Source organism: Streptomyces sp. NPDC012508 (assembly GCF_042902595.1).
Taxonomy (GTDB): Bacteria; Actinomycetota; Actinomycetes; order Streptomycetales; family Streptomycetaceae; genus Streptomyces.
In genome coordinates this window covers 389,088-401,142 of the sequence record NZ_JBIBEO010000007.1, presented here as the reverse complement: position 1 = coordinate 401,142, position 12,055 = coordinate 389,088, and the positions used below count along the sequence as shown (strand labels likewise).

The following is a 12,055-nucleotide window of genomic DNA, read 5'->3' as shown; positions in this document are numbered from 1 at the left end:
CAGCGCACGCACTTCTGACATGCGAAGGGCCCCGCCGAGACCGGCGGGGCCCATCGCATGTGCGGATGCGCCTCAGTCGCCGATCAGGGCGTCGACGAAGGCGGCCGGGTCGAAGGGGGCCAGATCGTCCGGGCCCTCGCCCAGGCCGATCAGCTTGACCGGGACGCCCAGCTCGCGCTGGACGGCGACGACGATGCCGCCCTTGGCCGTGCCGTCGAGCTTGGTGAGCACGATGCCCGTGATGTCGACGACCTCGGCGAAGACGCGCGCCTGGACCAGGCCGTTCTGACCGGTCGTGGCGTCGAGGACCAGCAGGACCTCGTCCAGCGGGCCGTGCTTCTCGACGACGCGCTTCACCTTGCCCAGCTCGTCCATGAGGCCGGTCTTGGTGTGCAGGCGGCCGGCCGTGTCGATGAGGACGACGTCGGCGCCCTCGGCGATGCCCTCCTTGACCGCGTCGAAGGCGATCGACGCGGGGTCGCCGCCCTCGGGTCCGCGCACGGTGCGCGCGCCGACCCGCTCGCCCCAGGTCTGGAGCTGGTCCGCGGCGGCGGCCCGGAAGGTGTCCGCGGCGCCGAGGACGACGGAGCGGCCGTCGGCGACCAGGACACGGGCCAGCTTGCCCGTGGTGGTGGTCTTGCCGGTGCCGTTGACACCGACGACCATGACGACGCCCGGGGTGCCCGGGTCGCTCTCGGTCTTCACGGAGCGGTCGAAATCGGGGCCGAGGAGGGCGATGAGCTCCTCGCGCAGCAGGCCGCGCAGCTCCTCCGGCGTACGCGTGCCGAGGACCCGGACGCGCTCGCGGAGCCGCTCGACGAGCTCCTGGGTGGGGGCGACGCCGACGTCGGCGGTGAGCAGGGTCTCCTCGATCTCCTCCCAGGTGTCCTCGTCGAGGTTGTCACGCGACAGCAGCGTGAGCAGCCCCTTGCCGAGGGAGTTCTGCGAGCGGGCGAGGCGCGCCCGGAGCCGTACGAGACGGCCCGCGGTCGGCTCGGGCACCTCGATGGCGGGCGCGGGCGCCTCGGCGACGACCGGGTCCTCGACGGCGGCGGGGACCTCGACGGCCTCCTCCGCGGTCGGGAGGTCGACCTCCTCGATCGTGCGGCGTGGTTCTTCCCGTGGTGTCTCCGCCTCCTCGCCGACGTGCGGCTCGGCGGGCGGAGCGGTGATGGTCGGCGTGGTGGACGGCGCCTCGGGCGGCGGCAGCTGCTTCTTCTTGCGGCCGCTGATCACGAGCCCGCTGGTCACGGCGACGGCGACGACCAGGGCGATGACTACAGCAAGAATGAGTTCCATAACGGCTCCAGTATCGGCCACGACCGGGCCGTAGGAGGAGCACGTACCCTGTGTGGGTCCCCCACACCCCGCACGGAGTACCCCCATGCCCTCTGCCGCCGAAGCCACCGCCGACAGCGAAGGCGCGGTCGAGACCCGAGGTCTCGAACCCGTCCCCGACGCCGAGCGCACCGGCCGCGTCCGCGAGCTGTTTCCGACCTGGGTCGCCGCCAACATCAGTGTGCTCTTGCTCACGATGGGCGCGGGCCTGATCGTCTTCAACGGTCTGAACTTCTGGCAGGTGCTCGTCGTCGCGACGGCGGCGCCGGTCCTCTCGTACGGGATCGTCGGCCTGATCTCGATCGCCGGAAAGCGCGGCGGCTCCCCCGGCATGGCCCTGTCGCGGGCCGTCTTCGGTCAGCGCGGCAATCTCTTCCCCGGTTCGCTGATCTGGATCGCCCGCTGGGGCTGGGAGACGATCAACGCGGTCACCGGCGCCTACGCCGTCCTGACCGTGCTCGACCTGCTCTTCGGGATCAAGTCGAACACCGCGCTGATCATCGTCACCCTGCTGCTCTTCGTCGCCTGCACGTTCCTCGTGTCCGGGCTGGGCATCAACGCCCTGCGGGTGTGCAGCACGTGGTCGACGTATCTCTTCGGCGCCTTCTCGGTGCTCGTGCTGGTCTATCTCGTCGCCGACACGGAGTGGTCCGCGGTCTTCGACAAGCCGGCCGGTTCGACGGCGATGATGATCGCAGGCATCGGCACCATCGCGGCGGGCGGCATCAGCTGGGTGCCCTCCGGCCCGGACTTCACCCGCTACCTGCCGCGTACGGCCTCCTCGAAGGCGATGGTCGGCTCCACGATCGGCGGCGCGGGGATCGTCGTGCTGCCGATGGTCCTGATGGGCGCGGTGATGGCGGTGGCCACCCCCGGGCTTGCCTCGGCGCAGGACCCGGTGTCGTTCATCGGTGAGCTCCTGCCGGCCTGGATCGCCGTGCCGTACCTGCTGATCGCGCTGATCGGGATGCTGCTGATCAACTCGATGTCGATGTACTCGGCCGGGTTCACCGCGCAGACGCTCGGCATCAAGGTCTCCCGCGCGGCGGCGGTGAGCGTGAACGCCGTGATCAGCCTGGTCTTCGGCTTTCTGCTCATGGTGGTGGCGACCAGCTTCATCGGCTCCTTCATCTCGTTCCTGACGCTGCTCGCGGTGGCCTTCTCGGCGTGGATCGGCGTCTTCGGCGTCGACATGCTGCGTCGGCGGTCCTACGACGGCGAGGCGCTGATGGACACCACACGGACCAGCGCGTACTGGTACCGGGGCGGCTTCGCCTGGCAGGCCATGACGGCGTGGGCGGTGGCGCTGGTGAGCGGTCTGCTGTTCACCAAGGTCGACTGGTTCTCCGGTCCGCTCGCCTCGTCCTGGATCGGCGAGAACGGGCTCGGCTGGGCGGCCACGATCGTGCTCGCGGGTGTGCTGTACGCCGTACTCCCCCGGACGGCCGGGCCGTCGGAGGCCGTGGATGCGGCCGAGGCCCGAGAGGCCGGCCGCGAGACGGTCTCGGAGACCGCTCCCACGACTGTTTCCATCTGACGCGACGTCAGATACCGTCCCCCTTCGCCGGCATCCCACGCGCGGAGGGGGACTTCCCATGCCCTTCACAGTCGTACGGTTCAACCTCGTCGATCCGCACGCGACCCCCGAGTCCCTCTCGGAGCGCTATCGCGCCGCCCTCGCCATGGCCGCCTACGCCGACGAGCGCGGCGTCGACACCGTCCAGACCGAGGAGCACCACGGCGCCGCCAACAACTGGCTGCCCTCCCCCTTCGCCTTCGCGGGCGCGGTGTTCGGCGCCACGAAGAGGATCGCGGTCACCGTCTCCGCGATCATCGGCCCCCTGCACGACCCGCTGCGGCTCGCCGAGGAGATCGCCGTCCTGGACCTGCTGAGCGGGGGCCGCCTGGTGACGGTCGCGGGCATCGGCTACCGGCCGGAGGAGTACGAGGAGCGCGGGGTCGACTGGGGCCGCCGCGGCAAGCTCCAGGACCTGCTCCTGGAGACCCTGCTGAAGGCGTGGTCCGGTGAGCCCTTCACGTATCAGGGCCGTACGGTACGGGTCACCCCGCGGCCGCTCAGCCGGCCGCATCCGCTGCTGCTCGTCGGCGGTTCCTCGAAGGCGGCGGCGCGGCGGGCGGCCCAGCTCGGGCTGCCGCTCTTCCCGAGCGCGCATCTCCCGGAGCTGGAGACGTACTACCGGCAGCAGTGCGCGGAGCACGGCACCGAGGGCTGGACGATGATGCCGGCCGAGCGGACCCCGCTGCTGCATGTCTCGGAGGACCCGGACCGGGCCTGGGGGCTGTACGGGGAGCACTTTCTGCACGAGGCACGCACCTACGCCTCCTGGCAGTCGAAGGACATCCGGTCGGCGGTGCGCTCGTCGGCGACGACGGTGGCGGAGCTGAGGGCCGAGGAGGTCTACCGGATCGTCACGCCGGACGAGTGCGTGGTGCTCGGGCGCGAGCTGGAGAGTCTGGTGCTGCATCCGCTGTGCGGCGGCATGCCCCTCGAGGAGGGGTGGCGGTCCCTGCGGCTGCTGGGAGAAGCGGTACTGCCCCGGCTCACGGCATAGGACCGTGGGCCGGGGCAGTTCCGAGTGCGAGGAGAGGGGCAGCGGGGATTAGCCCATCTCCTCCAACGCCTTGCCCTTGGTCTCCTTCACGTACCTGAGCACGAAGGGGATGGAGAGCACGGCGAAGACCGTGTAGATGATGTACGTGCCGGAGAGGTTCCAGTCCGCGAGGGACGGGAAGCTGGCCGTGATGGCCCAGTTGGCGATCCACTGCGCGGAGGCGGCGACGCCGAGGGCGGCGGCGCGGATCCGGTTGGGGAACATCTCGCCGAGGAAGACCCAGACCACCACGCCCCACGAGAGGGCGAAGAAGAGCACGAAGACGTGGGCGGCGACGAGCGCCACGACGCCCTGGGTCTCGGGCAGCTTGCCGTCGACCAGGTCCGCGGAGAAGGCCCAGGCCTCGAAGGCGAGAGCGATCGCCATACCGACGGAGCCCACGAGGGCGAGAGGCTTACGGCCCACCCGGTCGACCAGGACCATCGCGATGACGGTGCCGATGATGTTGATGATCGACGTGGTGAACGAGTAGAAGAACGAGCTGGAGGGGTCGATGCCGACCGACTGCCAGAGCGTCGAGGAGTAGTAGAACGCGACGTTGATGCCGACGAGCTGCTGGAAGACCGAGAGTCCGATGCCGACCCAGACGATCGGGAGCAGCTTGAAGCGGCTCCCGACGACGAGCAGGTCCCTGAAGGTGGACTTGTGCTCACGGCGCATGGCCTGCTCGATCTCGGCGACGCGGTGGTCCAGGTTCACTCCGCGGCCCTCGACCTCGGAGAGGACCTCCTTGGCCTTGTCGATCCTGCCGACGGAGATGAGGAAGCGGGGGGACTCCGGGATGGCGAAGGAGAGCAGACCGTAGAGCACGGCGGGGACGACCATCACGCCGAGCATCCACTGCCAGGCCTCGAGGCCGCCGATCTCGCCGCGCTGGTCACCGTCGGCGAGCTGCAGGATGCCGTAGTTGACGAGCTGGGAGATGGCGATGCCGATGACGATCGCGGCCTGCTGGAAGGAGCCGAGGCGGCCGCGGTAGGCGGCGGGGGCGACCTCGGCGATGTAGGCCGGGCCGATCACCGAGGCCATGCCGATGGCGAAGCCGCCGATGATCCGCCAGAAGGCCAGGTCCCACAGGGCGAAGGGCAGGGCCGAGCCGACGGCGCTGACGGTGAACAGCACGGCGGCGATCTGCATGCAGCGGATGCGGCCGATCTTGTCGGCCATGCGGCCGGCGGTCGCGGCGCCGATGGCGCAGCCGATCAGGGCGATCGCGATGACTTGCGCCAGCGTGCCGGAGCCGATGTCGTAGCGGTCCCGGATGGCCTCGACGGCGCCGTTGATGACGGAGCTGTCGTATCCGAAGAGGAAGCCTCCCATCGCGGCGGACGCCGTGATGAAGATGACGTGGCCGAGGTGGTCCGGGTGGGCGGCTCGGCCTTCGGACGACGGCGGCGTGGGCGCCTGCGCGGGGCTGGTCACATGGACTCCTACGGGCTCCGGCAGCGTCGCCGGGGCGTGGGGGGCGAGCCCTTCAAGTGGCGCACAACATCACGCCGCCCACCACGTGAAGGTAAAAGCAACGTTGCAGAGACTATGCCTTCATGTTTCGAAGTCAAGAGGTCATGTCGTATGACTTCAAACTGAGTTTTGAACCCCTTGCGTTCAAGACTTGAAGTTGATCATCACCGCAGTCGTTGGCTGATGACCTTCGATACCCCGTCCCCCTGCATGGAAACGCCGTACAGCGCGTCCGCGACCTCCATCGTCCGCTTCTGGTGCGTGATGACGATCAGCTGCGAGGACTCCTGGAGCTCCTGCATGATCCGGATCAGCCGCTGGAGGTTGGTGTCGTCGAGCGCCGCCTCCACCTCGTCCATCACGTAGAACGGGCTGGGCCTGGCCTTGAAGATGGAGACCAGCATGGCCACGGCCGTCAGCGAGCGCTCGCCGCCGGAGAGCAGCGAGAGCCGTTTGACCTTCTTGCCGGGCGGACGTGCCTCCACGTCGACGCCCGTGGTGAGCATGTTGTCGGGGTCGGTCAGGATCAGCCGGCCCTCGCCCCCGGGGAAGAGCCGCGAGAAGACGCCCTCGAACTCGCGGGCGGTGTCCCGGTACGCCTCGCTGAAGACCTGCTCGACACGGATGTCGACCTCCTTCACGACCTGAAGGAGGTCGGCCCGGGTCTTCTTCAGGTCCTCCAGCTGCTCGGAGAGGAACTTGTGCCGTTCCTCCAGCGCCGCGAACTCTTCGAGGGCCAGCGGGTTCACCTTGCCGAGCTGCTGGTACGCCCGCTCGGCGGCCTTGAGCCGCTTCTCCTGCTCCGAACGGACGAACGGGCGGGGCTGGTTGCGCGGATGCTCCGGGTCCTCCGGCAGCTCCTCGCCCTCGGCGGGCGGCGACGGCGGTACAAGCGTATGGGGGCCGTACTCGGCGACCAGGCCGGCCGGCTCGACACCCAGCTCCTCCAGGGCCTTGGTCTCCAGCTGCTCGATCCGCATCCGCTTCTCGGCACCGAGGACCTCACCGCGGTGGACGGAGTCGGTGAGCTTGTCCAGCTCGGCCTTCAGATCCCTCCCCCGGGCGCGGGCCGCGGACAGGCCCTGCTCACGCGCGCCCTTGGCGGCGTCGGCGAGCGCCCGCTCCTGCTCGGCCCGGACGAGGGAGACCTCGACATGGGCCAGCAGCTGCCGGGTACCGGTGGCGACGGCGGTCGCGACCTCCGCCTCGTGGCGCAGCCGGGCGCGCCGCTGCTCCGCACGCGCGCGTGCCTCGCGTTCGGCGCGGGCGCCCCGGTCGAGGGAGTCGGCCCGTCCGGCGAGACCCTTGACCCGTTCCTCGTGCGTACGGAGCTGGAGCCTGGCCTCCATCTCGGTCTGGCGGGCGTTGGCGCCGTCGGCGGCGAGCCGGTCGCGCACGGAGGTGTCGGGCTCCTCCTCGCTCGGCGCCTCCTCGGCGACGAGCAGCCGCTCGGCGAGCTCCTCGGCCTCGTAGAGCGCCTTCTCCAGGGCCTCTTGCGCGCGGGCGGCGGCGGCCGCGGTCCGCTCGGCCTCGCCCGCGGCGCCCCTGGCCTGTCCGGCGAGCCGGCCGAGCTGCTGGGCGACCTGGGACTTCTCGCGGTCGGCGGCGCGGCGGCTCTCGGCCAGCTCCTCGACGAGCGCGGCGGCGGCGCGCCTCGCTTCGGTCGCCGCCTGCTGGGCGCGGGCCAGCTCCTCGCAGCGGGAGTCCAGCTCCTCGAGCTCGGCTGCCGCCTCGTCGACGGACGCCTGCACTTCGAGGAGGCTGGGCGCACCCGCGGAGCCTCCGTGGGCGAAGTGCGCCCCGAGCATGTCGCCCTCGGCGGTCACGGCGGTGAGTTCCGGGTGCGCGTGGACGAGGTCCTCGGCCTCCTCCAGGGATTCCACCACCACGATCCCGTCGAGCAACCGTCGCACCGCGCCCATGAGTTCCTCGGGGCCTCGGACGAGGTCGGCGGCGCGGGGGCGGCCCGCGGTGTCGGACGGACGCGCCGGGCCTTCCGTTCCGGTGAGCAGCAGCGCCGCGCGACCCGCGTCCTGCTTGCGCAGGAGGCGCAGGGCCTCGACCGCCGCGGTGGGGCCGGAGACGGCGACGGCGTCGGCCGCCGCGCCGAGGGCGGCGGCGATCGCGACCTCGTGCCCGGGGGTGACGGTGAGGAGTTCGGCGGCCGGGCCGAGCAGCCCGGTCAAGCTGTCGCGGGCGCCGAGCAGCGCTCCCGTCCCGTCCTTGCGGCGCAGCCCGAGCGCGAGCGCGTCGTGGCGGGCCCGGGTCGCGGCGCGGAGGCGGTCGGCCGCGGTGGCGGACTCGCGGGCGGCCGTCAGGACGGCCTCCGCCTCGGCGAGGTCACGGCGGGCGGCTTCGTACCGCTCCCCCCGTTCGCTGTCGTCGGCGTCGAGACCGTCGACCTCGGCCTTGAGCTGCTCGTACTCCTCCTGGGCCGCGACGGCCCGCTCCTGGGCCTCGTCCCGGGCGGCGGCGAGCCGGTCGATCTCGGCCTGGGCGGACGCGGCGCGCGACCGGGCGGCGTTGACCTGGCCATGCAGCCGCGCCAGGCCCTCGCGCCGGTCGGCGATCGCGCGCGCCACGTCCTTGAGCCGGCGCTCCTCGACCGCGAGTTCGCGCTCCAGGTCGGCCCGGTGGGCGACGGTGTCCTCCAGGGCCCGTTCGGCGGCCTCCAGGGCGGCCTCCAGCTCGGCCTCCTGCTCGCGGATTCGGGCTGCCTCGCGCTCCATGTCCTCCGGGTCCCGGCCCCGGCGCTCCTCGGGCGGCTGGGCGGTGGCGCTCTTCACGCGCGCGTCGGCGAGCGAGATCGTGCCCCGTACCCGCTCGGCGAGCTGGGAGAGTTCGTACCAGGTCTGCTGGGCGCGCTGGAGGCGCGGGGCGAGCCGGCGGACCTCGTCCTCGAGTTCGGCCTCCTTCGCGAGGGCGGCCCGCAGCTCGTTCTCGGCGCTGTCCTTGCGCTCCTTGAGCGCGGCCTCGTCGGCGACCTCGGCCTTCAGGGCCTCCTGGAGCCGTACGAGGTCGTCGGAGAGCAGCCGCAGCCGGGCGTCGCGCAGATCGGCCTGGATGACGGCGGCCCGGCGGGCGACCGCTGCCTGCCGGCCGAGCGGCTTGAGCTGGCGGCGCAGCTCGTCGGTCAGGTCCTGCACGCGCGCGAGGTTGGCCTGCATCGCGTCGAGCTTCCGCAGCGCCTTCTCCTTGCGCTTGCGGTGCTTGAGGACGCCCGCCGCCTCCTCGATGAAGGCGCGCCGGCCCATCGGGTCGGCGTGCAGGACGGAGTCGAGCTGGCCCTGGCCGACGATGACATGCATCTCGCGGCCGATGCCGGAATCGGAGAGCAGGTCCTGGATGTCGAGCAGGCGACAGGTGTCGCCGTTGATCTGGTACTCGCTGCTTCCGCCCCGGAACATGATCCGGGTGATCGTGACCTCGGCGTAGTCGATGGGGAGCGCGCCGTCGGAGTTGTCGATGGTCAGCGACACCTCGGCGCGGCCGAGCGGCGGCCGCCCGGTCGTGCCGGCGAAGATGACGTCCTCCATCTTGCCGCCGCGCAGCGACTTGGCGCCCTGCTCGCCCATGACCCAGGACAGCGCGTCCACGACATTGGACTTGCCGGATCCGTTCGGCCCGACGACACACGTGATTCCCGGTTCGAACCGCAGCGTGGTGGCGGATGCGAACGACTTGAAACCGCGGAGAGTCAGGGCCTTGAGATGCACGCCCCCGGACTCTACCTGTGGTTGCGCGTTTCACCCATGAAGGTGCAGGGCACACCCTCGGGTGAGGAGGGGTGTGACGTGGGGGACTCAAGAAAGAAGGGACGCCTGAGCGTCCCTTGCATATCTAGCTGTGCTAGCGAGAGTGTTTCTCACCCTGCCCCGGCACGGGGCTGACTGTCACACGGGTGGTGACGGTCAGGTGAGCGCAGGCTCCGCCTTGGGAACGTCGAGGTCGATGCTGTCGAGCAGCGACTCGCCATGCTGTGCGGCGGCAGCGTTGAGCGCGTCGTTCTCGGACTGAATCCGTACAAGCTCGGACTCGAGGTCCTGGACGCGCTGCTGAAGCCGTCGCATCTCGGCGAGGAGTCGCGGGTCGGAGCCGCCGACGTAACCGAGAAGCGCCTTTGCCATGATGGATGGTCCTCCACACTGAGTGACCGACCGAAGCGGTGTGGGTCGTGAGGGATTTTCGCACCCGCGGTGCTCGGCAGTGCTTCATGTCGTGCCGGTTCTTACTGCCAAACAGCTAAGGTGCGCGGGGCTTCCAGAGTCTCACCAAAAAGTTTGACGGTCAACACGATCACGCCCCGTATCAAGGGGCGACCGGGGGTCTACGGCCGCACAACAGGCGGCTGGACCTCGCAACTCGGTGCCTCAGGGGGCGTAGCGATCATCCTTCCGCGCGCAGCCTGGCATCGCAAGCCCTTCTTGGCAACCATCAGGCCATTTCCATGTCGGCGGCCCTTCGCCGAACGTCCGCCCGAGGGCCGAGCGGGCCATCGGACGGAGCGCCGTCAGGGTGATCGTCAGCGGATCTCGAAGCCGTCGTAACCGCCGCGCGGGGTGCCCCAGATCTCCGTGACTCCGGTTACCCGCCCGGGAGTGTCGCCGGCGCGCAGCCACTCCAGCAGACGGTGGCAATTCTCACTCGGCCCCTCGGCCACGACCTGTACCCGTCCGTCGTCGAGGTTGAGGGCGAAGCCGACGAGGCCGCCGATCTCCAGCGCGTTTGCCCTGGTGAACCAGCGGAAGCCCACTCCCTGTACTCGGCCGCGCACCCAGGCGGTCAGCCGTACGTCTTCGTTCATGGCTGAACGCTAACGGGCCAATTACTCAAGGGGCACGTCACCCCCGTGCGTCATGGCGTACAGTCCCGACCGAATGAGGCTCACCCGTTCGGGCGTGTCTTGCCCGAGGACCTCGCAAGGGTCCGCGGAAGCAAAGATCAGCAAAGACCGGAGCACAGTCGGCACGGTCACAGCCACACGGCACAGTCAGCACAGGACGTCAGGAAGGCAGAGCAGATGGGACGCCATCGTCGCTCCGGCGCCGCGCCCGCCGCAGAAGATTACGCGGCCGGTTCGGACAGCCGGCACCGGGGTAATCGCCGTAGGAAGCGGCCCGTGCGTAACGGGCTGCTCGGTGTGTCCGCCGCGGTGGCGGTCGGCGCGGTCGCCGTCGCCTCGGGCCTGCTGCCCGGCGGGGAGACGCACACCGTGGGCAGCGTCGGCTCCGGCAAGGAGCAGAGCGAGTCCCGGCAGGCTCCGGAGCTGACGACGCAGGGCGGCTCGTCCGCGACGCCGTCGTCCACTCCGCCCGGCTCCGCCCCGGGGACGGGTACGACTACGCCCACGGCCAAGGCCTCCCCCTCCGCGACCCCCTCGCCGAAGCCGTCGAAGACGACCGCTTCTCCGACGCCGTCGAAGACCGTCGCCAAGCCGTCGAAGACGGCGACCCCGACGAAGAAGCCCACGCCGCCGAAGACGGCGACGCCTACGAAGACGGCGGCGCCCAAGCCCGCGCCGACGACCACGAAGCCCGCGCCGACCCGTACGACGCCGCCGGCCGCACCGACCCTCAGCCGCGCCGCGGCCGCCGAGGCCGAGGTCGTCCGGCTGGTCAACCAGGAGCGGGCCAAGGTGGGCTGCACCCCGGTGCGCTCGGATGCCGCTCTCGCCGACCTGGCGGGCGACTTCAGCGCGGACATGGCCGCGCGCGGCTTCTTCGACCACACGGACCCCGACGGCGACACGCCGTGGGACCGCGCGGCCCAGGCGGGCGTCTCCGGCATGGGCGGCGAGAACATCGCCCGCGGCCAGGTGGACGCGGCGGCCGTCATGGAGTCCTGGATGAACAGCGACGGCCACCGCGCGAACATCCTGAACTGCGACTACACGACGCTCGGCGTCGGCGTGCACTTCGCCGACGGCGGTCCCTGGTGGACGCAGGACTTCGGCTTCTGAGCCGTCGGCAGGTAAGGCGGCCTCCGCGCTTCGCCGAACGCCAAGAAGGGCCCCGTCACCGAGTGGTGACGGGGCCCTTCTGCGCGGCGGGATCAGGCGGCCGTGCGGCCGGTGGCGAAGATGCGGGCGGTGGTGGCGACGCGACGGCCGAGGTGTTCGGCGCACCCATGTACGTCGGCGAGCCGAACACGATCGCGTCGACTTTTCAACAGTGCAACCCACTGGAGAGCGCACTCTCTCAGTTAGCGCTGTGCGCGGGTATGGTAAGGGCATGACTGACGACCTCGTGTTCAACGTGTTCGCACGGGCCTGCACCTCGCGCGAGACGCTGGAGCATGTGACGGGCCGGTGGGGCTCGCTGACGCTCGGCGCGCTCCACGAGGGCTCGTTCCGCTTCAACGAGCTGCGCCGCCGGGTCGACGGGGTCAGCGAGAAGATGCTGGCGCAGACCCTGCACGCGCTGGAGCGCGACGGGCTCGTCCACCGCGAGGCGCAGCCGACCAACCCGCCGCGGGTGGACTACACGCTCACGCCGCTGGGCCGCGAGGTCGCCGAGCGGCTCGTCGGGCTGATCGAGCTGGTGGAGGGCCGGATGCCGGACGTCCTCACCGCGCGGGAGACCTACGACGAGGAGCGCGCGGCCGCGGCGAGCGCGTGAGCGACA

At 70.8% G+C, this 12,055-nt stretch carries 9 protein-coding genes; 4 read left to right on the top strand and 5 right to left on the bottom strand.

Annotated features, from left to right (window positions below; translation table 11 throughout):
- Positions 1-72 precede the first annotated feature (72 nt).
- Positions 73-1,299 carry a signal recognition particle-docking protein FtsY gene (gene ftsY / locus ACFY8U_RS25395; RefSeq protein ID WP_389573888.1) on the bottom strand — a complete coding sequence of 409 codons (1,227 nt, stop codon included), beginning with the start codon at positions 1,297-1,299 and terminating at the stop codon, positions 73-75.
- A gap of 85 nt (positions 1,300-1,384) precedes the next feature.
- On the opposite strand from ftsY, the gene ACFY8U_RS25390 reads away from it, so the two are divergent.
- Positions 1,385-2,875: a cytosine permease gene (locus ACFY8U_RS25390; RefSeq protein ID WP_389573885.1), complete on the top strand. Its 1,491-nt coding sequence runs from the start codon at positions 1,385-1,387 to the stop codon at positions 2,873-2,875.
- A 58-nt stretch (positions 2,876-2,933) separates the two neighbouring features.
- Complete coding sequence (locus tag ACFY8U_RS25385; RefSeq protein ID WP_389573882.1) at positions 2,934-3,911, top strand: LLM class flavin-dependent oxidoreductase; 978 nt, start codon at positions 2,934-2,936, stop codon at positions 3,909-3,911.
- A gap of 48 nt (positions 3,912-3,959) precedes the next feature.
- Here ACFY8U_RS25385 and ACFY8U_RS25380 read toward each other — a convergent pair whose 3' ends face one another.
- The 4 genes from ACFY8U_RS25380 to ACFY8U_RS25365 form a co-directional block, all read right to left on the bottom strand.
- The gene (locus ACFY8U_RS25380) at positions 3,960-5,393 is read right to left on the bottom strand and encodes a sugar porter family MFS transporter (protein WP_389573879.1); all 1,434 of its coding nucleotides are present in this window, start codon (positions 5,391-5,393) and stop codon (positions 3,960-3,962) included.
- Between the two features lie 203 nt (positions 5,394-5,596).
- Positions 5,597-9,148, bottom strand: a complete 3,552-nt coding sequence (gene smc, locus ACFY8U_RS25375) for a chromosome segregation protein SMC (RefSeq protein WP_389573876.1) — start codon at positions 9,146-9,148, stop codon at positions 5,597-5,599.
- Between the two features lie 195 nt (positions 9,149-9,343).
- On the bottom strand, positions 9,344-9,559 hold the full coding sequence (locus tag ACFY8U_RS25370; RefSeq protein WP_352190317.1) for a hypothetical protein: 216 nt from the start codon (positions 9,557-9,559) through the stop codon (positions 9,344-9,346).
- A gap of 395 nt (positions 9,560-9,954) precedes the next feature.
- Entirely contained in the window at positions 9,955-10,236 is a 282-nt protein-coding gene (locus ACFY8U_RS25365) for an acylphosphatase (protein WP_361434500.1), read from the bottom strand.
- A 216-nt stretch (positions 10,237-10,452) separates the two neighbouring features.
- Here ACFY8U_RS25365 and ACFY8U_RS25360 point away from each other — a divergent pair, with 216 nt between their 5' ends.
- Positions 10,453-11,391: a CAP domain-containing protein gene (locus ACFY8U_RS25360; RefSeq protein ID WP_389573872.1), complete on the top strand. Its 939-nt coding sequence runs from the start codon at positions 10,453-10,455 to the stop codon at positions 11,389-11,391.
- Positions 11,392-11,662: 271 nt separating this feature from the next.
- Positions 11,663-12,049, top strand: coding sequence for a winged helix-turn-helix transcriptional regulator (locus ACFY8U_RS25355; RefSeq protein WP_389573870.1), 387 nt, complete (start codon positions 11,663-11,665; stop codon positions 12,047-12,049).
- Positions 12,050-12,055: the final 6 nt, after the last annotated feature.